Raw genomic sequence first — 20,109 nt, 5'->3', positions numbered from 1 at the left:
ACTGTGCGTCTCGCGCCCCTGAAGAACACCAGGGCCGAGATTTGGTTTCAGGCGTCGCCGCCCGAAACCAAATATTTTTTACGGCATCAGAACCGTGTCGACGACGTGAACGACGCCGTTCGATTGGCCCACGTCGGCCTGCGTGATCGTGGACTTGCCGCCTTTGGCGTCGGTGATGACCCAGGTGTTGTTCGGGCCGGCCGAAACTTTCAGTTCCTCACCCTGAACCGTCTTCAGCGTGGCGGTGCCGCCGTTTGCCTCCGCCTGAGCTGCGATATCGGCGGCCGTCAGACGACCGGCGACCACGTGGTAGGTCAGGATCTTGGTCAGATCAGCCGTCATCGCCGGCTGCATCAGGCTGGTGCGCGTCGCCTCGGGGATCTTCTCGAAGGCGGCGTTGTCAGGGGCGAAGACCGTGAACGGGCCCGCGCCCTGCAGGGTGTCGACCAGGCCGGCGGCCTTCACGGCGGCGACCAGGGTGGTCAGGTTGGAGGCTTTGGAGGCGTTGGCGACGATAGTCTCGTTCGGGCTCATGGCAGCGCCGCCCACCATCGGGTCGGTCGTGGGGGCCATGGCGGCGCCGTCGGCCGGCGCCATGGCGGTCGATTCCGCCGGCGTCGTGGCGGCCGGCTCGTTGTTGCCGCAGGCGCCGAGCGCCATCAGCGCGCCGCCGGAGACGGCGACGAGCATAAGATTGCGAAGTTTGGTCATGTGTTTCGTTCCCTTTGGGCCGCTCTCAAGGCGGTAACGGGAACGTTACGCGCGACACCGCACAATGGATGCATGCCGCGCGACAAGACATCGCAGCTTCACCATTCAGTTTTCGCGCGCATTTCTATGCTGCTTCGCAGCAAGAAACCTATCGCTCAACCAGATCGGTCAACGAATTCCAGACGTTCGCCTTGCTCGTCAGTGGAATCGCATGAGCGGGGCTGGATGAGGGTAGGTCGATAAGGCGAACGCCTGCGACGTCGCCGATAATGCGCCGTCCCAACTTGGCCGCCAGCTTGCCGTTGAAGGCGATCGCTCTCAGCCGCGGCAAGCTGCCGATCAGGCCGCGCAGATCAGCCGCCTCCGGCGAGCGGATCGCGGCATCCAGACTGCCCGACCTTTCCGCCGACGCAATCACATCCCACAGGCCCACGCCGCGCGCCTTCAATCGATCCAGCCGCTGCTCGTAGGGTTGTGCCGCCAAGTCTTCACCCAGCACCCCGATGATTAGCGGCCAGAAGGCGTTGCGTGGATGGGCGTAGTACTGGGCCGCCTTCAGCGAGGCGTCGCCGGGCAGGCTGCCCAGGATCAACAATCGGGTTTCCGCATCGACGACGGGTGCGAACCCCAGCCTGCGACCGCCCGTATGGTCCGTCACTTGACCGGCGGGTCGTCGCGCAGCCAGCCGGTGATCGAGCGGCGCTTGCCGCCTGCGTAGGCGGCGACTGGTGCCACAGAGTGCTGGCGGGGTGTCTTGAACACCGTCCAGACGTTGAAACCCGGCTTGAAGCCGCGTTCGATATCGCCGTTTGCGTCGTGAAACAGCAACTGGCCGCCCCAATCCGGCCGCCAATCGCGCGACAGCCCCAACGTATAGGCCGCCCGCCGCTCGCCGACGCCTGTGTCGTCGTGCTGGGTCAGGAAGTCGCCGGGCCGGAACCAGGTGGCTTGCGCGTCGATCTTGGTCACGCTCGTTTCGCCGGTCACGGCTTTGGCGAATGTTGTGAAGGGCGTGTCGTTGAAAAACTGCATTAGGGCGTGCGTCGCATGGCCCTCGTCCTTCCCGGTGAGCAAGGTCGTGATGATCGGATAGGCCAGATAGATGAAGGAGAAGCCGTCGCGACCCTCCGCCAGCGCGCGCTGTATCTGGGCCCCGATCGCATCGCGGCCCATGACCTGCATGTCTTGCGGAGACAGCAGCTTGCCGCCCTCCGGCGTCTTCAAGGACAGATGCCAAGACGTGTCGTGTTCGAGCGCAAGCTCCAGCCATTCGGCGCTCGCCTCATCCAGCAGATCGGGTACCTGCACCATGCCGTCGCGCGCATAGGCCGCCGCATAGTCGCGGGGATTGAGCCGGGGATTGAGCCGGATTGTCTTGTTCAACGCGCATTGACCGTGATTGTCACGACCATCGTCCTGCCGATTGAAGATGCGGATGGGGCAGATTGTGTTTGGGCGATACAGCGCAGGGTTTCTAGATCGCGCACGCTCATATGACGGTCGTCAGTTAAGTCGCAGCCGCCCAACTGCCTGCCCGCACTCACCACGCATCGCATGTCTGTCTTGATCGAGCGCGAACCCTTGTGACGCCGCAGGCAGACTTCAGCGCGAGCGTCATCAGACAGCAGAGCGGTAGGTGCATACACCGACCAGCCGATGTAGCTGATCTCAGGCGTGTTGGCCTGAATGAACAGAGCGAGCAGCGCGGCGATCATGCCTCATTGAACACCCGCTTGAACACCACGTCCACGTTCTTGGTGTGGTAGCCGAGGTCGAATAGGGCCTCGAGCTGGTCGGCGGGCAGGGTGACGCGGTCGTCGGCCTTCAGGAAATCCAGGAAGGCGCCTTCACCGCGCCAGACCTTCATGGCGTTTTCCTGAACGGCGGCATAGGCGTCTTCGCGCGACACGCCGGCCTGGGTCAGGGCCAGCATCACCCGCTGCGAGTGCACCAGACCGCCCAGGCGGTCGATGTTCTTCTGCATATTCTCTGGGTAGACGTTCAGCCGCTCGACCACATTCGCCAGACGGTGCAGGGCGAAGTCCAGGTGGATGGTGGCGTCCGGGCCGATGCCGCGTTCGACCGAGGAGTGGCTGATGTCCCGCTCATGCCACAGGGCGACGTTCTCCATCGCGGGCGTCACGGCAGAACGGACCAGACGGGCCAGGCCGGTCAGGTTCTCGGTCAGTATCGGGTTGCGCTTGTGCGGCATCGCCGACGAGCCCTTTTGACCCTTGTCGAAGAACTCCTCGGCTTCGAGGACTTCGGTGCGTTGCAGGTGGCGGATCTCGACGGCGAGACGTTCGACCGAGCTGGCGACGACGCCCAGGGCGGCGAAGAAAGCGGCGTGGCGGTCGCGCGGGATGACCTGGGTCGAGACCGGCTCGACCGTCAGGCCCATCTGGTCGGCGACATACTGTTCGACCGCCGGATCGACGTTGGCGAAGGTGCCGACGGCGCCCGAAATGGCGCAGGTGGCGATCTCTTCCTTGGCGGTGATCAGGCGGCGTTTGGCGCGCTGGAACTCGGCGTGATAGCCGGCCAGCTTCAGGCCGAAGGTGACGGGCTCGGCGTGGATGCCGTGCGAACGGCCCACGGTCGGGGTGTATTTATGCTCCTTAGCGCGGGTCTCCAGCGCGGCCAGAACCCGATCAACGCCCTCGATCAGCAGGTCCGAAGAGCGGGCCAGCTGGACCGCGAAACAGGTGTCCAGCACGTCCGAAGAGGTCATGCCCTGGTGCAGGAAACGGGCTTCTTCGCCGACGATCTCGGCGACGTGCGTCAGGAAGGCGATGACGTCGTGTTTGGTGGTGCGTTCGATCTCGTCGATGCGGTCGGCGTCGAAGGTCGCATCCTTGCCCTTGGCCCAGATGGCGTCGGCCGATTCCTTGGGGATCACGCCCAGCTCGGCCATCTTCGTGGCGGCGTGGGCCTCGATCTCGAACCAGATCTTGTACTTGGTTTCCTGGGACCAGATGGCGGCGGCGACGGGGCGGGAGTAGCGCGTGATCATGGGCGGGTCGTGTCGGTCGTGGGGGGCGCGGAGTCAAGGTTTGCGGGACGGCGCGGTTGACTTTGCCGGCCGTTGTCCCAGATTCAGCGCGCTTTCAGGAGGACGACCTCCCCCACATGGGACTAACGCCGGGACGACCCGACGCCATGCAGGGAGAATGTCATGGCCTGGGTATTCCTTCTTTTCGCCGGTCTGCTCGAAGTCGTCTGGGCGTTCCTGATGAAGGCGTCGGCCGGCTTCACGCGACCGTGGCCGACGGTGGGGATGATCGTCTTCATGATCGGCTCTTTCGGTCTGCTGTCGCTGGCGATGAAGACCCTGCCGCTGGGCACGGCCTACGCCATCTGGACCGGCATCGGCGCAGTCGGCGCCTTTGTGGTCGGCGCGGTCTTTCTGGGCGAGCCGCTGACGCCGCTCAGGATCGCGGGCGTCGCCCTGGTCGCATCGGGCCTGGTTGTGCTGAAGTTGGCGGCGAGCCATTGATGGCGGCGACAGGAGACGCGTGATGGAACTGGTGATCGGCGACAAAGCCTATTCGACGTGGTCGCTGCGGCCGTGGCTGGTGCTGAAACATTGCGGCGCGGTCTTCGACGAGATACTCGTGCCGCTGAACCAGCCCGACACCGATCAACGCATCCGTGAACATTCGCCGTCCGGCCTTGTCCCGGTGCTGAAGGTCGAGGGCGAGGTGATCTGGGATTCGATGGCCATCGCCGTCTGGGCCGCCGAACGCTATCCCGAAGCGCGGCTCTGGCCGTCGGACGCCCATGCGCGCTGGCTGGCGCGTTCGGCGGCGTGCGAGATGCATGGCGGCTTCACCGCCCTGCGCACGGCCTGTTCGACCGGCCCGGATCACTGGATGGTCGGCCCCAGCCGCGCATCCGCGCCGGACTATCCGGGCCTGGCCAAGGATCTGCGCCGGATCGTCGAACTGTGGCGGAGCCTGCGTGAGCGGTTCGGGGCGGGCGGGCCATATTTGTTCGGCGACTGGTCCGTGCCGGACGCCTTCTTCACGCCGGTCGCCGCCCGCATCCGCCATTTCCAGCTGGACCTCTCAGCGCACGGAGACGACGGCACGGCCCGGGCCTATGCCGAGACCTTGCTGGCCCATCCGCATTTTCTTGAGTGGGAAGCCGACGCGCTGGGCTTAACGCACAACAACCATCCCGGCTGACGCCGCGTTAAGCGGACGCTGTTATGTCGATGGGGATGACGAGCCCGGTCCTGCCCAGCCCTCCGATCCAAGCCGTTGCGCGCGGCCTCAATCCCGTCATGGCCTATGGGCTAGCGGCCCTGGTCGGGGCCGCCTTTTGGGCCAGCCTGCTGTTCGCGGTCTTCTAAGAGGTTAGCGCGCGCCGGCGATCGGCGTCGTTTCGGCGATCAGGACCGGCTCGGCCTGCGGCGGCGGGGCGACGTAATCCAGCGCCATCGGAACGGCGCGCGCACCCGACGCGACGGCGTCCAGCGTCTTCAGCGGACCGCCGAACAGCCGCTGATAGATCCAGTAGCTGGCCATGACCTTTTCGACGTAGTCGCGCGCCTGGGGCACGTCGATCGTTTCGATCAGCAGCAGCGGATCGGCGTCCGCGCCCAACTTCCTGACCGCCGCCAGCATCGGCCCAGGCCCGGCGTTGTAGGAGGCCACGGCCCGCAGCAGATCGCCCTGGAAAGCCGGCAGGGCCAGCATCTTGTTGATATAGGCCTGGCCCAGACGCATGTTGACCGCCGGAACCAGCAGTTTGGTCGGGTCCGAGACGAAGGTGCGATCGCCGGTCATCTCGGCCGCCGTCGTGGGCATGACCTGCATCAGCCCATAGGCGCCGACGCTGGAGCGGGCGTTGGGGTTGAAGTCGGTTTCCTTGCGCGCCAGGGCGTAGACCAACGCCCGCTCGATGACGAAGCCGCCTTCGGGCGTCAGGTCCGGTATGGGATAGCGCGTCGCGTCGATGCGGGTGGCGTCGCCGTTATTGACCGGCAGGATGGCGCGCGCCAGGGCCGTCCACATCTTGGCCGCATCGCCGACGGCGGTGCGCAGGCCGGACCGCAGCTCGGTCTCGGCATCGGCGTTGCGCCCGACCTCATAGAAGGCGACGGTGCGTTTGGCGCGGGCGTCAGCCTGGACGAAGGCTTCCAGGGCGGTCGGTTCGACGGCGGCGCTTTGGGGCACATAGGCCGCGCGGCGCAGGCGGGGCTCGGCCTCGTAGGGGCGGGGCCCCATGTTCTCGATCGTCGGCTCTTCTCCGAGCTGACGCAGGGCGATCTGGCCATAGAAGGTGGCCGGCCACTGGGCCGACAGGCGCAAATAGTCGGTGACGCGATCCTGGCGACCCGACTGGGCGGCGGCGCGCGCGGTCCAGAAGGCGGCGCCGGCGCGGACCCAGGCGTCCTCGGTCGGATCGTTGGCGACGCGTTCGAAGGCGGTGAAGGATTCGTGGAACTGGCCCAGACGCCATTCCGCCAAACCGACCGTCCACCAGTCGCCGATCTGGCGCCCCAGGGCCGAGGCGCCGGTCAGGTCGTCGTTGTTGTAGGCGACGCGCGCCGCCTTGGCCGGATCGGTGACGCCGCCGTCGCCGGAAACGGCGCTGACCAGACTATTCCAGGTGCGGCCCAGCACGCCGCCGGGACGCATCGGCTCGGGCGCGCCGTCGGGGCGACGACGCAGCGCCAGCGTGTAGACCCGGTCCGCGCACGGCAGATCCGAATAGGTCTCAAGCCAGGCCGTCAGCTCTTCGTAGGTGGCGACATGGTCGGGATGAAACAGGCTCTCGAACTCGACCTGACCCAGCAGCACGCGGTCCTGCGCCTGACGGGCCGCCATGCGGGCCGTCTCGATGTCGCCGCGGCGCAGGGCGTCAAAGGCGGTGGTGTAGGAGATTCTGTCGGCCGAGCTCAGCGCGGTGGGACGTCCGGAACCGGCACTGGCCTCGGCGGTTGACCCGTAGGGCGTCTCGGCGGTCGCGGCCGTCGTGGCGGCGCAGAACGCAAGGACAAGCGTCGACGCGAGGATCGCGCGGCGGAACAGAAACATAAACGGCGGCCCCCTCGTTGGCGACGCGCGTAAGATACAGGCGCGTGTATGGCGATCGGTCGTCAGCATGCGAACATGCCGCGATTAGCCTTGTTCTTCAACCGAGTCCGTTTCAAGGCGAACGGCCAGCGAAAGCAGGTCGCTCCAGACCTGTCGTTTCGCTTGTGGCTGACGCAGCAGAAAGGCGGGATGCAGGGTCGGCATGACGGGCGCCGACACCGCCCCTTCCAGCAGGCGCCATTCCTTCCAGTTGCCGCGCAGCTTCATGATGCCTTCCTCGGCGCCGAGCACCGACTTTGCCGAGGCTGCGCCCAGCAGCAGCACGGCTCTGGGCTTAAGCAGGGCGAAGGCGCGCTCGACGAAGGGCGCGCATACCGCCTGTTCCTGCGGGCTGGGGGTGCGGTTGCCGGGCGGACGCCAGAAGACCGTGTTGGTGATGAACACCTTGTCAGTCAGGCCTGCCGCCGCCAGCATCCGGTCCAGCAACTGCCCGGCCTTGCCGACGAAGGGCTGGCCCGCCCGGTCCTCATCTCCGCCTGGACCTTCGCCGATAATCAGGATCGAGGCGTTGGGGTTGCCGCGTCCGAACACCGATTGCGTCGCGCCCATGCCGCGCAGCGGACAGCCCTCGAACGCCGCGACCGCCGCCGCCAGATCTTGAAGCGTCGCGGCGCCGGCGGCCAGCCGCCGCGCCTCGGCGAGGGCGTCGTCGGCGTTGACGCCGGCCAGGGGCATGACGACCGAGGCCGTAGCCCTCTGCACCGCCTTGACGGCCGGCGGCGGGGCGACATGGGTGTGATCGACGGGCGCATCGCCATAACAGGCGTCGACCCCCGCATCCCGCCAGAAGGCGAGCAGGCTTTCGACTGCAGCGATGTCATGGGGTTGCGCGTTCATGTCTCGAACCACCGATAAGCCTTGACCGCCCTCGCGTCACCTTCCGATAAGCGGCATAACCACACAGATAACCGGGATTCAGGGGAAACCATGGCCGAAGACGCCATCGAAGGCGGCGCGGAAAACGCCCGTCAGGACGCCATCATCGACAATCTGCCGCCGCTGGAGGCGCTGAACGGCGTCGAGCGCGAGATCATGGAATATGATGTCGTGATCGTCGGCGGCGGGCCTGCGGGCCTGTCGGCGGCCATCCGCCTGAAGCAGCGCGCGGAAAAGGATGGCAAGGAAATCACCGTCGCGGTTCTGGAAAAGGCGGCCGAGGTCGGCGGTCATATCCTGTCGGGCGCGGTCATCGATCCCAAGGCGTTGAACGAGCTGTTCCCCGACTGGAAGGAACGCGGCGCGCCGCTGGAGACGCCGGTCACGAAGGACAAGTTCCTGCTGCTGGGCCCGCAGGGGTCGGCGTCGCTGCCCATGCCGCTGATGCCGCCCTTCATGCACAATCACGGCTGCTATATCGCCTCGTTGGGCAACGTCACGCGCTGGCTGGGCGAGCAGGCCGAGGCCCTGGGCGTCGAGGTCTATCCCGGCATGGCCGCCAGCCACGTCGTCTGGGAAGAGGAAACGGGTCGGGTCAAGGGCGTCGTCGCCGGCGTCTTCGGCATCGACCGCGAGGGCAAGCCGACCGGCGATTTCCAGCCCGGCATTGAACTGCACGGCAAATATGTCTTCATCGCCGAGGGCGTGCGCGGCTCCCTGGCCAAGACCATCATCGCCAGGCACAAGCTTCAGGACGGCAAGTCGCCCCAGAAATACGGCATCGGCCTGAAAGAGTTGTGGCAGGTGCCGGCCGACAAGCACCAGCCCGGCCTGGCCCAGCACACGACCGGCTGGCCGCTGGACGAACACACCGGCGGCGGCAGCTTCCTGTATCACTTCGGCGATCGCTACGTGGCCGTCGGCTACGTGGTTCACCTGAACTACAAGAACCCGTTCCTGTCGCCGTTCGACGAGTTCCAGCGCTTCAAACACCACCCTGAGATCGCTCAGCACCTGGAGGGCGGAACACGCATCTCCTACGGCGCGCGCGCCATCACCGAGGGCGGCCTGCAGTCGATCCCAAAGCTGAGCTTCCCCGGCGGCTTGCTGATCGGCTGTTCGGCCGGCTTCGTGAACGTGCCCCGAATCAAGGGCAGCCACAACGCCATGAAGACCGGCATGCTGGCCGCCGACGCCGCCTATGAGGCCGTTCAGGCCGGGCGCGCGGGCGACGAACTGGTCGAATACCAGACCGCCTTCGAAAAGAGTTGGGTCTACAAGGAGCTGTCGGTCGTCCGGAACGCGAAGCCCCTGCTGTCCAAGTTCGGCACGACGCTGGGCGGGGCGCTGGGGATGTTCGACATGTGGTGCCGCACCCTGTTCGGCGGCCTGTCGCCGATCCCGACGCTGAAGCACGAAAAGACCGACGCCGCCTCGACCGGCCTGGCCGCCGATCACAAGGCGATCGCCTACCCCAAGCCGGACGGCAAGCTGTCGTTCGACAAGCTGTCTTCGGTGTTCATCTCCAACACCAACCACGCCGAGGACCAGCCGGCCCACCTGAAGCTGCTGGATCCGTCGATCCCGATCCGCGTCAACCTGCCCAAATACGGCGAGCCGGCGCGGCTTTACTGCCCGGCCGGCGTGTACGAGGTCGTCTATGGCGACGAGGCGGCCAAGGCCGATCCCCGCTTCGTCATCAACGCCCAGAACTGCGTTCACTGCAAAACCTGCGACATCAAGGATCCGTCGCAGAACATCGTCTGGACCACGCCCGAGGGCGGCGGCGGTCCCAACTATCCGAACATGTGACGGAACGGGGCAGGGGCGGCGTTCCGCCCTTGCCCGCCGCTGCAAAAGCGTGAAGGGTCCGGGCATGATCGCCTCCCGTTCTCGCCTGTTCGCCGCCTCCCTGGCCGTCCTCGCCGTGGCGCTTGCCGGCCATGCCTCGGCTCAGGACACGACCCCGCCCGCCCCGACGCCGGACACCCATCCGCCGGCCGTCATCCTGGAGCCGGGCCAGACGGCGCCGGGCCAGGCTGCGCCGGCTCAGGCCGCACCAAGTCAGGCGCCGGCCGAGGCCGCGCCCGATCCTCGCATCATCATCACCGATATGCCCGTGACGCCGGCGATCCCGGCCGTATGGGCGCCGATCCCGACGAACGCCGAGGGCCGCAGCGCCTATGGTCTGTATCTGGCGGGCAAGCTGGCCCTGATGCAGGGCGAGGGGGCGACCGGCTCGGACTATCTGGCCCAGGCGGAACGACTGACGCCTGAACAGCCGCGCGTGCGCGAACAAGCCTTCACCTCCGCCCTGCTGACCGGCGATCTGGATGTGGCGGCCGCCCTGGCCCCGACCGATGCGACCGCGTCTCCCGCGTTTGTGGAGGGTGGGCGGCTGGTGCGTCTGGTGCAGGACTTCGTGCGCGGCGACGCCAGGACGCCGAACGCCGAACTGGCGCGTCAGCCCATCGGCGCCCCGCACGCGCGCGCCGGTCTGCTGGTCGCGCCGTGGATCGCCGCCGCAGCCGGCGACTGGACCCGGGCGCTTCAGTCGGTCCCGACCGCCGGCGATCCCCTGACGCTGGCCTTCGCCCGCATCAATCGCGCCGCCCTGCTGGAAAAACGTCGCGACTATGCCGAGGCCGAGGTCGAGCTGAAGACCGCTTCCGAAGTCGCCGGCGTCGGCGCCCTGTTCAAACGCCCCTATGGCGAGTTTCTGGAACGGCGCGGTCGCCGCGACGACGCCGTCGCCCTGTATGAAGCCGCCATGGCGGTGCAACCCGTCGATCCGGGAGTGGCCCGCGCGCTGCAACGGCTAAAGGACGGAGGCCGCCCGCCCGCCTTGCCCGACTTCCGCGAAGGCGCCGCCCAGGGCCTGATCACCGCCGCCGCCCAGGCTTCGGCCGAGCGCGGCAATGAGTTCGCCGCCGTCTATCTGCGCCTCGCCCAGAACCTGCACGACGATGACGAGACGGAATATCAGCTGGCCCAGGTGCTCTCGCGCGCCGGTCTGAAGTCCGCCGCCCGCAACGCCCTGTCGCGGGTCGGGACCGCCGATCCGCAGCTCTACGCCGCCGCCCGCGCCCAGTTGGCCGTGGCGCTGGAAGAAGACGGCCAGTCGCAGGACGCGCTCACCGAGCTGCGTCGCGCCGCCGCCGCCAGCCCCGACGATCGGCAGATCGCCTTGGTCTTGGCCGGTCAGCTGATGCAGCTGAAACAGCATGACGAGGCGCTTGCGCTGCTGGACGGGCCGCTTTTGAACACCGCCGATCAGGGCGCCAGCGTTCACTTCCTGCGCGGCGCCGCCTATGAGGCGCTGGGTCGTGTTCCCGAGGCCGAGGCCGAACTGTGGGCCGCGCTTCAGACCGCGCCGAACGACGCCGATATGCTGAACTACCTCGGCTATCTCTGGGTTGATAAGGGGCTGCGCGTTCAGGAAGGCGCCGAAATGATCGCCCGCGCCCATGCGCTGGAGCCCGACAACGGCAACATCCAGGATTCGCTGGGCTGGGCGCAGTTCAAACAGGGCCAGTACGAAACCGCCGTCAACACTCTGGAAGAGGCTGTCGACAAGGAGCCGTCCAACGCCGAGATCAATGATCACCTCGGCGACGCCTATTGGAAGGTCGGCCGTCAACGCGAAGCCGTTTGGCTGTGGAACCGCGTCCTGGTGCTCGAGCCTGAACCCGAACGTCGGGCCGAGGTCGAACGCAAGATCGCCAATGGGCTGGACAGCGCGCCGAGCGCTCAGGGCGTCGCGCAATAGGTCATGCCTGCCCTGACCGCCCTGGCGCCGGCCAAGATCAATCTGTTCCTACACGTCGGCGCGGTGGACGCTGACGGCTATCATACGCTGTCCAGCCTAGTCGCCTTCGCCGATGTCGGGGATCGCGTGTCGGTCGAGCCGGCGGATCGTCTGTCGCTGACGGTCGACGGGCCTTTCGGCGGCGGGTTGGGGCCGACGGACGACAACCTTATCCTGCGCGCGCTGCGTCAGCTGGGCGAGGTCTGCGGCATCGGAGAGCCGAGACTGAAGGTCACGCTGGACAAGCGCCTGCCCATCGCGGCGGGGCTGGGCGGCGGATCGTCCGATGCGGGCGTGGCGTTGAAGCTGGCGCGCGACGTCCTTGCGCTCGATCTCGACGACCACGCGCTTGAGGCGGTTGCGGACGTCGTCGGCGCGGACGGGCCGATGTGTCTGCGGATGCGCACGGCCTGGGCCGAGGGCAGGGGAGACGTGCTGACCGACGAACCCCGACTGCCGCCGCTGCCGGCCGTTCTGTTCAATCCCGGCGTCCCATCGCCGACCGGCGCCGTCTATCAAGCCTACGACGCAGGGCCGGTGCGGGCCGCCGACAGGCCCTCGTCGCCACACGACTGGTCCCTCGCCGCCGTGATCGACTGGCTGTCGGCCCAGCGCAACGATCTGGAAGCGCCCGCGCTGGCCCTAACGCCGGCGATCGGCGCAGCCCTCTCGGCGGTTGCGGTGACGGACCAGGTCGCTCTGACGCGAATGTCTGGCTCAGGCGCGACGGTGTTCGGTTTGTACCCCAGCGACGAAGCGGCCCAATCTGCTGCGCGCGCATTATCCGCCGCACATCCCACGGCCTGGGTCAAAGCAACGCGACTGTCCGTAAAGCAACGCTAAAGCTTTGTGGCCGAATACCGGCGATGAGGCTGCGAAACCGGCGATTTCGCCCAGGTCTCGCCCAGATCACCACATACGTTACGCATTGTTTCGAAATCTCGGAACCAGATCACGGCGTTCTGATTTGAGTCGGCAGTTCCGATGTCTGGAACGGGTCGCCGTCTCCCCGTGGCGATCCTCAAACAGGAAAAAGGAAATCGCCATGCTTCGTGCAAAATTGCTTGCCGCCACCGCCGTCGTCAGCCTGATGGCTGCCCCTGCTTTCGCCCAGGACATGACCGCCCCTGCGACCACGACGACGCCCGCCCCCGCGACCATGCCGCAAACCGATCCGGCCATGCCGGCCATGCCGCAGACGCCGGCGCCGACGGCTGAGGCCGCCGCGACCACGACCACGACTGCAGAGGCGACCACGCCTGTCGCCGGCGAAACCGTTGTCGACAAGCTGAAGGCCAGCGGTCAGTTCACCACCCTGCTGGCCGCGCTGGACGCCGCCCAGCTGACCGACACCCTGGCCAGCCGTCCGGCCATCTCGATCTTCGCCCCGACCGACGCCGCCTTCGCCGCCGTGCCCGAGGCCGAGCGTACGCGTCTGATGGACCCGGCCAACGCCGCTGAACTGCGCCAGCTGCTGCTGTATCACGTCATCGTCGCCGACGTGACGCCCGACCAGATCATGGGCAAGAAGGGCGGCGTAGAGACGGCCGCCGAGAGCCAGGTTCTGCTGGACGGCACCGGTTCGGCCATCAAGGCTGACGGCGCGACCGTCGTCAGCGCCGAGTTGGACGCCTCGAACGGCGCCATCTTCCCGATCGACAAGGTCCTGAACCCGGCGAACTCCATGGCCGCCATGGGCGATGAAGAGGCCGCCGCGCCCGCCGAAGCCGCCGCTCCGGCCGCTGAGGCGACCCCGGCTGCTGAAGCGACGCCGGCCCCGACCGCGCCCAACGGCCAGCCCGCCGCGATGACGACCACCACGTCCTCGTCGCCGGTCGTCAACCCAACCGATGGTCAGGTCGACACCCCGGCCACGCCGCCGGTCGATGCGGCTGATCCCGCCGCCGACGGCGCGGCCGAAGCCAAGCCGACCCCGAACTGATCAGGGTCATCCACGCGCTCGCTCGGTAGCGTGTTGAAGCGGAAGGCGGCGGGCCCTATGGTCCGCCGTCTTTTTTGCAGCCCCTCCCCACGAGCCTGATTTGACCACCTCGACCGAGCCGCTCGCGTTTCAGGACCTGATCCTGACGCTCCACCGCTATTGGGGCGAGCAGGGCTGCGCCATTCTGCAACCCTATGACATCGAGGTCGGAGCCGGCACGCTGCACCCCGCCACCGTCCTGCGCGCGCTCGGCTCCAAGCCGTGGAAGGCCGCCTATGTCCAGCCCAGCCGCCGCCCGGGCGACGGCCGCTATGGTGAAAACCCCAATCGCCTCCAACACTATTACCAATACCAGGTCATCCTGAAGCCGAACCCGGACAACCTTCAGGAGCTGTATCTGGGGTCGCTGGCGGCCATCGGCATCGATCCGAAACTGCACGACATTCGCTTCGTCGAGGACGACTGGGAGAACCCCACCGTCGGCGCCTGGGGGCTGGGCTGGGAGGTCTGGTGCGACGGGATGGAGGTCACGCAGTTCACCTATTTCCAGGGCGTCGGCGGCATCGAGGTCGATGTGGTGTCGGGCGAGCTGACCTACGGGCTGGAGCGTCTGGCCATGTACGTCCAGGGCGTGGACAACGTCTATGATCTGAAGTTCACCAAGGAGGGGCTGACCTATGGCGAGGTCTTCCTGGAGAACGAGCGGCAACAGTCGGAAGCCAACTTCCACGGCTATGACATCGACGGTCTGAAGCGCCGGTTCGAGGATATGGTGGGCGAGGTCCAGCGCCTGCTCGACATGCGCGGCCCGCAGGATCAGCCGCTGGTCCTGCCCGCCTATGATCAGGTGCTGAAGGCCAGTCACCTGTTCAACCTGATGGACGCCCGCGGCGCTATCGCCGTGGCCGAACGCCAGAGCTACATCGGCCGCATCCGCGAACTCTGCAAAGCCTGCGCCCTCGCTTACGTCGAACAAGAGCGGAAAACCGCCTGATGCCCCAACTTCTCCTCGAAATCTTTTCCGAAGAAATCCCCGCCCGGATGCAGCAGGGCGCCGCGCGCGACCTGGAGCGTATGGTCTCCGACCGGCTGAAGGCCGCCGGCCTGACGTGGGAGGCGCTGACGACCTATGCCGGTCCGCGCCGCCTGACCCTGGTCATCGACGGCTTGCCCACGGCCACGCCGGACCGCGAGGAAGAGGTCAAGGGCCCGCGCGCCTCGGCCCCGGAACAGGCGCTGGAAGGCTTCCTGCGCAAGACCGGCCTGACGCGCGATCAACTGACCGAGCGCGACGGCGTCCTGTTCGCTGTCCTGTCGTCCAAGGGCCGCGCCACGACCGATCTGGTCGCCGAGACGGTCGATCAAGTCGTCCGCACCTTCCCCTGGCCGAAGTCGATGCGCTGGGGTTCCGGCACGCTGCGCTGGGTGCGTCCGATCAAGCGCATCCTGTGCCTGTTCGACGGCAAGGTGGTGCCGTTCGAGATCGACGGGATTCAGAGCGACGCGATCACCGAGGGCCACCGCTTCCTGGGTTCCGGCGAGCTGCTGCGCGTCAACGACTTCGTCGATTACCGCACCCAATTGGAAAAGAACTTCGTCCTGCTGGACGTCGCCGATCGCAAGCTGCGCATTCTGGAACAGGCCAAGGCGGCCTGCGCCGCGCGCGGCCTCGCCCTTGTCGATGACGACGGCCTTCTGGACGAGGTGGCGGGTCTGGCGGAATGGCCGACCCCGATCCTGGGCGACATGGACCCGCAGTTCTTGGCCCTGCCGCCCGAGGTCGTGCGCCTGTCGATGAAGGTGCACCAGAAGTATTTCGCCGTCCGTGATCCGTCCAAGGACGGCCTGGCCCCGAACTTCCTGGTCGTCGCAAACGTCGAGGCCACCGACGGCGGCAAGGCCCTGGCCGCCGGCAACAGCCGCGTCTTGTCCGCCCGCCTGAACGACGCCCGCTTCTTCTGGGACGAGGATCAGAAGGTCGGCTTCGACGCCTGGAACGCCAAACTGTCCGGCGTCACCTTCCACGCCAAACTGGGCACCCTGGCCGAGCGCGTCGAGCGCATCGCCGCCCTGGCCCGCGAGATCGCCCCGCTGGTCGGCGCCGACGCCGATCAGGCCGAAACCGCCGCCCGCCTGTCCAAAGCCGACCTCGTGTCAGGCATGGTCAGCGAATTCCCGGAACTGCAGGGGATCATGGGCGGCTATTACGCCCGTCTCGCCGGCCATTCCGACGCGATCGCCGACGCCGTGCGCGACCACTACAAACCCCAAGGCCCCGCCGACACGGTCCCGACCGCGCCCGTCACGGTCGCCGTCGCCCTGGCCGACAAGCTAGACACATTGGTCGGCTTCTTCGCTATCGACGAAAAGCCTACGGGATCGAAGGATCCGTTCGCCCTGCGTCGAGCGGCGCTGGGCGTGATCCGGCTATTGCTTGAGAATGGCGTGCGTTTGGGATTGCGGACTGAACAGGTTCTCGACCTCGTCCTCTACGGTCCTGCGCATTTGGCGGCTGCCAAAGTAGAACTGGCGGTTGCCAATCCTGCTCTGCCTGCGGCCATAGGCAAAAGCATAATGGAGAGCGACGAACCACTTGCTCAGCTTGAAGCGATAGCGGACGTTTTCCGTGAAGTGGAAGGAAAGTCTGCGGCCAGATGGGCTGATGGTGCGCCTCTAGCTTGGTTGATGCCTTTGAAGGCTGATGTGCTCGCCTTCTTCGCCGACCGCTTGACCGTCCTCCTCCGCGACCAGGGCCAGCGCCACGATCTCGTCGCCGCCGTCTTCGCCCTGGGCGATGACGATCTCGTTCGCATCGTGCGGCGGGTGGAGGCGCTGGCCGCCTTCCTCGCCACGGACGACGGGGCCAATCTGCTGGCCGGCTACAAGCGCGCCTCTAACATCCTGCGCGCCGAGGAGAAGAAGGGGCCGCTGCCCACCGGCATGGTTCGGACCGGCCTGCCCAATCAGCCCGAGGCCGAGACCACCCTGGCTTTCGCCGTCGGCGCCGCCCGCACCGCCGTCGAGGCCGCGCTGGAGACCGAGGACTTCGCCGCCGCAATGACCGCCCTGGCGCGCCTGCGCGCGCCCGTGGACCGTTTCTTCGACGACGTTCTGGTCAACTCCGACGTCCCCGCAGAACGCGAAAACCGCCTGAAGCTGCTGGGCCAGGTCCGCGACGTCATGGGCCAGGTCGCCGATTTCGGCCAGATCGCGGGGTAGGGGCCGCATCGTCTCCTCCCCACTTGTGGGGAGGGGGACCGCGCAGCGGTGGAGGGGCTCTTGACGTCTCACGGCTGCGATGTGGTGAAGAACCCCTCCGTCACGGCGCAAGCGCGCCGCGCCACCTCCCCATTTCATGGGGAGGAGACAGGGTGTTTCAGCTTCGGATTCGGTCTCTCGCCCTGTCGGCGATAAACTCGAGGACGTCGCCTAAGTCCACCCGCACCTGTTCGGCCGAGACGCGGATGACCGCAATGCCCTGGGTCGCAAGCCAGCGCGTGCGTCGTGCGTCATGCTCGCCTCGGCCTTCGTGGCTTTCGCCATCCACCTCGACGGCCAGCATCGCCTCGGCGCAATAGAAGTCGAGCACATAGACCCCGCCGGATGCTGACGGCGGAATTTCAGACCGTCCAGCGTGCGGCGGCGCAGGTGGACCCACAGTCGGGCTTCGGGCGGGGTCAGGGCGCGGCGCAGGATGCGGGCGCGCGAGACGGAGCCTTCGTGCGTCAAGAACCCCTCCATCGCTTCGCGGTCCCCCTCCCCATTTCATGGGGAGGAGACGATGACGTCAAGGTTGTGCGCGCACGTCGCTAGGAAACCGCACACCCCCTCACGCATTGTTACATCCGCAATGGTCAAGGCCGCTCTCACGCGCTAGATCATGCTGCATGTGCGAGCGGGGCCAACCCGCCGGACGATCCGAAAAGCTCAGGGACTGCATGATGACTCAGTGGGTGTACGGCTTCGGCGGAGGCTCCGCCGACGGCGACGCGTCGATGAAGAACCTTCTCGGCGGCAAGGGCGCCAATCTGGCGGAAATGTCGTCGCTGGGTCTGCCGGTTCCGCCGGGCTTCACCGTCACCACCGAGGTCTGCACCCACTATTACGCCAACAACGAGACCTATCCGGCCGATCTGGACGCCCAGGTCCAGGCCGCCCTGGCCAAGGTCGAGGGCGTGGTCGGCAAGACCTTCGGCGATGTCGAAAACCCGCTGCTGGTCTCGGTGCGGTCCGGCGCGCGCGCGTCCATGCCGGGCATGATGGACACGGTGCTGAACTTGGGCCTGAACGACCAGACGGTCGAAGGCTTGGCCAAGCTGTCGGGCGACCGTCGCTTCGCCTTCGACAGCTATCGCCGCTTCATCACCATGTATTCCAACGTCGTGCTGGGCCTCAGCCACGACGATTTCGAAGAGGTGCTGGACCAGCACAAGGATCGCCTGGGCGTCACGGTCGATACCGACCTGACCGCCGCCGATTGGGAGAAGGTGGTCGCCGACTACAAGGCCGTGGTCGAGCGCGAACTGGGTCACGCCTTCCCGCAGGATCCCAAGGACCAGCTGTGGGGCGCCGTGGGCGCCGTGTTCGAAAGCTGGATGAACGACCGGGCGAAATTCTATCGCCGCATGCACGACATTCCCGAAAGCTGGGGCACGGCCGTCAACGTCCAGTCGATGGTGTTCGGCAATATGGGCGAGACGTCGGCGACCGGCGTGGCCTTCACCCGCAACCCCTCGACCGGCGAGGCGCGCCTGTACGGCGAGTTCCTAATCAACGCCCAGGGCGAGGACGTGGTCGCCGGCATCCGCACGCCGCAGTCCCTGACCAAGATCGGCCGCGAGGAGATGGGCGAGACCGCCCCCTCGATGGAAGAGGCCATGCCTGAGGTGTTCGCCCAGTTCGTCGATGTCGTCGGCAAGCTGGAAAGCCACTACCGCGACATGCAGGACATCGAGTTCACGGTCGAGCAGGGCCGTCTGTGGATGCTGCAGACCCGCAACGGCAAGCGCACCGCCAAGTCGGCGCTGAAGGTCGCCGTCGATCTGGCCGCCGAGGGCGTGATCTCTCAGGAAGAGGCCATCAGCCGGGTCGAGCCGTCGGCGTTGGACCAGCTGCTGCACCCGACGCTAGACCCCGATGCGGCGCGCACCGTGGTCGCCGCCGGCCTGCCGGCCTCGCCTGGCGCCGCGACCGGCAAGATTGTCTTCGACGCCGACGAGGCCGAGCGCATGTCCGGTCTGGGCGAAGCGGTCATCCTGGTGCGCGAGGAAACGAGCCCCGAGGACATCCACGGCATGCATGCGGCGCGCGGCATCGTCACCGCCCGCGGCGGCATGACCAGCCACGCCGCCGTCGTGGCGCGCGGCATGGGGCGGGCCTGCGTCTCCGGCGCCGGCGAGATCCATATCGACGAGGCCAAGGGCACGTTCACCGCGCGCGGCCGCACCTTCAAGGCCGGCGAGGTCATCACCATCGACGGCTCCAAGGGCGAGGTGCTGGACGGCGCCGTGCCGATGATCGAGCCCGAACTGACCGGCGATTTCCAGACCCTGATGGGCTGGGCCGACAAGGTGCGCCGCCTGAAGGTCCGCGCCAACGCCGAGACCCCGCTGGACGCCAAGACCGCGCGCGGCTTCGGCGCCGAGGGCATCGGCCTGTGCCGCACCGAGCACATGTTCTTCGACGACACCCGGATCGCCGCCGTGCGCGAGATGATCCTGGCCGACGACGAGAAGGGCCGTCGCGCGGCGCTCGCCAAGATCGCGCCGTTCCAGAAGTCGGACTTCGTCGAACTGTTCGAGATCATGGCCGGCCTGCCGGTGACGGTGCGCCTGCTGGACCCGCCGCTGCACGAGTTCATCCCCCACACCGAGGAAGACATCGACGCCTTGGCCGCCTCGTCCGGCATCGACGCCGAGAAGCTGAAGCGCCGCGCCAAGGAACTGCACGAGACCAACCCGATGCTGGGCCACCGCGGCTGCCGCCTGGGCGTCGCCTACCCCGAAATCTACGAGATGCAGGTCCGCGCCATCATCGAGGCGGCGCTGGAGGTCAAGCAGAAGTCGGGCGCCGCGCCCCTGCCGGAGATCATGCACCCGCTGGTCGCCCTGGGCCTGGAGATGAAATATCTGCGCGAGCTGACCGACCGCACGGCCAAGGCGGTGTTCGAGGAGACGGGCCAGACCATCGACTATCTGGTCGGTACCATGATCGAACTGCCGCGCGCCGCCATCCGCGCCGGGGACTTGGCCGAATACGCCCAGTTCTTCAGCTTCGGCACCAACGACCTGACCCAGACGACGTTCGGCATATCGCGCGACGATTCCGGCCGGTTCCTGCAGGCCTATCTGGACAAGGGCATCTTCGAGACCGATCCCTTCGTGCGCCTGGACCGGGACGGCGTCGGCGGCCTGATCGAGATCGCCGCCGAACGCGGGCGCAAGGTCCGGCCCGAGGTCAAGCTGGGCATCTGCGGTGAGCATGGCGGCGACCCGTCGTCGATCGCCTTCTGCGAACAGGCCGGGCTGGATTACGTCTCCTGCTCGCCCTATCGCGTGCCGATCGCCCGTCTGGCGGCGGCCCAGGCCGCGCTGAACGTGGAGCGCGAGAAGGACCGCTAGACCTTCTCGGCAAGACGAACCGAAGAAGGGCGGTCTCGGTTGAGGCCG

At 67.0% G+C, this 20,109-nt stretch carries 17 protein-coding genes and 1 pseudogene; 10 read left to right on the top strand and 8 right to left on the bottom strand.

Annotation, left to right across the window (positions count from 1 at the left end):
* Nucleotides 1-78 precede the first annotated feature (78 nt).
* The 5 genes from E4341_RS13520 to purB form a co-directional block, all read right to left on the bottom strand.
* Entirely contained in the window at nucleotides 79-711 is a 633-nt protein-coding gene (locus E4341_RS13520; protein ID WP_165117967.1) for a fasciclin domain-containing protein, read from the bottom strand.
* A 148-nt stretch (nucleotides 712-859) separates the two neighbouring features.
* A complete protein-coding gene (locus E4341_RS13515; protein ID WP_165117966.1) occupies nucleotides 860-1,369 on the bottom strand; it encodes a DNA-deoxyinosine glycosylase in 510 nt (169 codons plus the stop codon).
* Nucleotides 1,366-2,094, bottom strand: a complete 729-nt coding sequence (locus tag E4341_RS13510; protein ID WP_240893570.1) for a 2OG-Fe(II) oxygenase family protein — start codon at nucleotides 2,092-2,094, stop codon at nucleotides 1,366-1,368. Before E4341_RS13510 ends, E4341_RS13515 begins: the two co-directional genes overlap by 4 nt.
* Nucleotides 2,091-2,426, bottom strand: coding sequence for a hypothetical protein (locus tag E4341_RS13505; protein ID WP_091749513.1), 336 nt, complete (start codon nucleotides 2,424-2,426; stop codon nucleotides 2,091-2,093). Before E4341_RS13505 ends, E4341_RS13510 begins: the two co-directional genes overlap by 4 nt.
* Nucleotides 2,423-3,724: an adenylosuccinate lyase gene (gene purB, locus E4341_RS13500; protein ID WP_055805957.1), complete on the bottom strand. Its 1,302-nt coding sequence runs from the start codon at nucleotides 3,722-3,724 to the stop codon at nucleotides 2,423-2,425. Before purB ends, E4341_RS13505 begins: the two co-directional genes overlap by 4 nt.
* Before the next feature lie 162 nt (nucleotides 3,725-3,886).
* On the opposite strand from purB, the gene E4341_RS13495 reads away from it, so the two are divergent.
* Genes E4341_RS13495 through E4341_RS13485 form a run of 3 tightly spaced genes read left to right on the top strand, consistent with a single transcriptional unit; the run spans nucleotide 3,887 to nucleotide 5,065 of the window.
* Nucleotides 3,887-4,207 (top strand): multidrug efflux SMR transporter, encoded by a 321-nt coding sequence (locus E4341_RS13495; RefSeq protein ID WP_055752969.1) that lies wholly within the window; start codon nucleotides 3,887-3,889, stop codon nucleotides 4,205-4,207.
* Nucleotides 4,208-4,229: 22 nt separating this feature from the next.
* Entirely contained in the window at nucleotides 4,230-4,898 is a 669-nt protein-coding gene (locus tag E4341_RS13490; protein ID WP_165117964.1) for a glutathione S-transferase family protein, read from the top strand.
* Between the two features lie 29 nt (nucleotides 4,899-4,927).
* A complete protein-coding gene (locus tag E4341_RS13485; RefSeq protein WP_165117962.1) occupies nucleotides 4,928-5,065 on the top strand; it encodes a hypothetical protein in 138 nt (45 codons plus the stop codon).
* Nucleotides 5,066-5,069: 4 nt separating this feature from the next.
* Here the strand turns inward: E4341_RS13485 and E4341_RS13480 are convergent, their stop codons facing one another.
* Nucleotides 5,070-6,755 (bottom strand): lytic transglycosylase domain-containing protein, encoded by a 1,686-nt coding sequence (locus E4341_RS13480; RefSeq protein ID WP_165117960.1) that lies wholly within the window; start codon nucleotides 6,753-6,755, stop codon nucleotides 5,070-5,072.
* A gap of 84 nt (nucleotides 6,756-6,839) precedes the next feature.
* On the bottom strand, nucleotides 6,840-7,652 hold the full coding sequence (locus tag E4341_RS13475; protein ID WP_165117958.1) for a uracil-DNA glycosylase family protein: 813 nt from the start codon (nucleotides 7,650-7,652) through the stop codon (nucleotides 6,840-6,842).
* Nucleotides 7,653-7,847: 195 nt separating this feature from the next.
* Here E4341_RS13475 and E4341_RS13470 point away from each other — a divergent pair, with 195 nt between their 5' ends.
* The 6 genes from E4341_RS13470 to glyS all read left to right on the top strand — a co-directional run bounded on the left by E4341_RS13470 (nucleotide 7,848) and on the right by glyS (nucleotide 16,660).
* Complete coding sequence (locus E4341_RS13470) at nucleotides 7,848-9,503, top strand: electron transfer flavoprotein-ubiquinone oxidoreductase (protein WP_165118793.1); 1,656 nt, start codon at nucleotides 7,848-7,850, stop codon at nucleotides 9,501-9,503.
* A gap of 64 nt (nucleotides 9,504-9,567) precedes the next feature.
* A complete protein-coding gene (locus E4341_RS13465) occupies nucleotides 9,568-11,460 on the top strand; it encodes a tetratricopeptide repeat protein (protein WP_165117956.1) in 1,893 nt (630 codons plus the stop codon).
* Between the two features lie 3 nt (nucleotides 11,461-11,463).
* A complete protein-coding gene (locus tag E4341_RS13460; protein ID WP_165117954.1) occupies nucleotides 11,464-12,342 on the top strand; it encodes a 4-(cytidine 5'-diphospho)-2-C-methyl-D-erythritol kinase in 879 nt (292 codons plus the stop codon).
* Nucleotides 12,343-12,544: 202 nt separating this feature from the next.
* The gene (locus E4341_RS13455) at nucleotides 12,545-13,441 is read left to right on the top strand and encodes a fasciclin domain-containing protein (protein WP_165117952.1); all 897 of its coding nucleotides are present in this window, start codon (nucleotides 12,545-12,547) and stop codon (nucleotides 13,439-13,441) included.
* A gap of 100 nt (nucleotides 13,442-13,541) precedes the next feature.
* On the top strand, nucleotides 13,542-14,435 hold the full coding sequence (locus E4341_RS13450) for a glycine--tRNA ligase subunit alpha (protein ID WP_165117951.1): 894 nt from the start codon (nucleotides 13,542-13,544) through the stop codon (nucleotides 14,433-14,435).
* Nucleotides 14,435-16,660 carry a glycine--tRNA ligase subunit beta gene (glyS, locus tag E4341_RS13445; RefSeq protein WP_165117949.1) on the top strand — a complete coding sequence of 742 codons (2,226 nt, stop codon included), beginning with the start codon at nucleotides 14,435-14,437 and terminating at the stop codon, nucleotides 16,658-16,660. The genes E4341_RS13450 and glyS overlap by 1 nt, the downstream gene beginning before the upstream one ends.
* A 157-nt stretch (nucleotides 16,661-16,817) precedes the next feature.
* Here glyS and E4341_RS13440 read toward each other — a convergent pair.
* Nucleotides 16,818-17,182, bottom strand: a pseudogene (locus E4341_RS13440) (endonuclease domain-containing protein).
* Nucleotides 17,183-17,379: 197 nt separating this feature from the next.
* On the opposite strand from E4341_RS13440, the gene ppdK reads away from it, so the two are divergent.
* The gene (gene ppdK / locus E4341_RS13435) at nucleotides 17,380-20,061 is read left to right on the top strand and encodes a pyruvate, phosphate dikinase (protein WP_165117947.1); all 2,682 of its coding nucleotides are present in this window, start codon (nucleotides 17,380-17,382) and stop codon (nucleotides 20,059-20,061) included.
* Nucleotides 20,062-20,109: the final 48 nt, after the last annotated feature.

Source organism: Brevundimonas sp. 'scallop' (assembly GCF_011045535.1).
GTDB classification, from domain to species: Bacteria; Pseudomonadota; Alphaproteobacteria; order Caulobacterales; family Caulobacteraceae; genus Brevundimonas; species Brevundimonas vesicularis.
The sequence above is the reverse complement of the archived record's forward strand: the minus strand, read 5'-3'. Positions and strand labels throughout refer to the sequence as shown.

Excerpts from the sequence above, each read along its gene's own strand:
- E4341_RS13520 (WP_165117967.1), bottom strand. The coding sequence starts at position 711 with ATGACCAAACTTCGCAATCTTATGCTCGTCGCCGTCTCCGGCGGCGCG.
- E4341_RS13505 (WP_091749513.1), bottom strand. The coding sequence starts at position 2,426 with ATGATCGCCGCGCTGCTCGCTCTGTTCATTCAGGCCAACACGCCTGAG.
- purB (WP_055805957.1), bottom strand. The coding sequence starts at position 3,724 with ATGATCACGCGCTACTCCCGCCCCGTCGCCGCCGCCATCTGGTCCCAG.
- E4341_RS13495 (WP_055752969.1), top strand. The coding sequence starts at position 3,887 with ATGGCCTGGGTATTCCTTCTTTTCGCCGGTCTGCTCGAAGTCGTCTGG.
- E4341_RS13490 (WP_165117964.1), top strand. The coding sequence starts at position 4,230 with ATGGAACTGGTGATCGGCGACAAAGCCTATTCGACGTGGTCGCTGCGG.
- E4341_RS13485 (WP_165117962.1), top strand. The coding sequence starts at position 4,928 with ATGGGGATGACGAGCCCGGTCCTGCCCAGCCCTCCGATCCAAGCCGTT.
- E4341_RS13480 (WP_165117960.1), bottom strand. The coding sequence starts at position 6,755 with ATGTTTCTGTTCCGCCGCGCGATCCTCGCGTCGACGCTTGTCCTTGCG.
- E4341_RS13475 (WP_165117958.1), bottom strand. The coding sequence starts at position 7,652 with ATGAACGCGCAACCCCATGACATCGCTGCAGTCGAAAGCCTGCTCGCC.
- E4341_RS13470 (WP_165118793.1), top strand. The coding sequence starts at position 7,848 with ATGGAATATGATGTCGTGATCGTCGGCGGCGGGCCTGCGGGCCTGTCG.
- E4341_RS13465 (WP_165117956.1), top strand. The coding sequence starts at position 9,568 with ATGATCGCCTCCCGTTCTCGCCTGTTCGCCGCCTCCCTGGCCGTCCTC.
- E4341_RS13460 (WP_165117954.1), top strand. The coding sequence starts at position 11,464 with ATGCCTGCCCTGACCGCCCTGGCGCCGGCCAAGATCAATCTGTTCCTA.
- E4341_RS13455 (WP_165117952.1), top strand. The coding sequence starts at position 12,545 with ATGCTTCGTGCAAAATTGCTTGCCGCCACCGCCGTCGTCAGCCTGATG.
- glyS (WP_165117949.1), top strand. The coding sequence starts at position 14,435 with ATGCCCCAACTTCTCCTCGAAATCTTTTCCGAAGAAATCCCCGCCCGG.
- ppdK (WP_165117947.1), top strand. The coding sequence starts at position 17,380 with ATGATGACTCAGTGGGTGTACGGCTTCGGCGGAGGCTCCGCCGACGGC.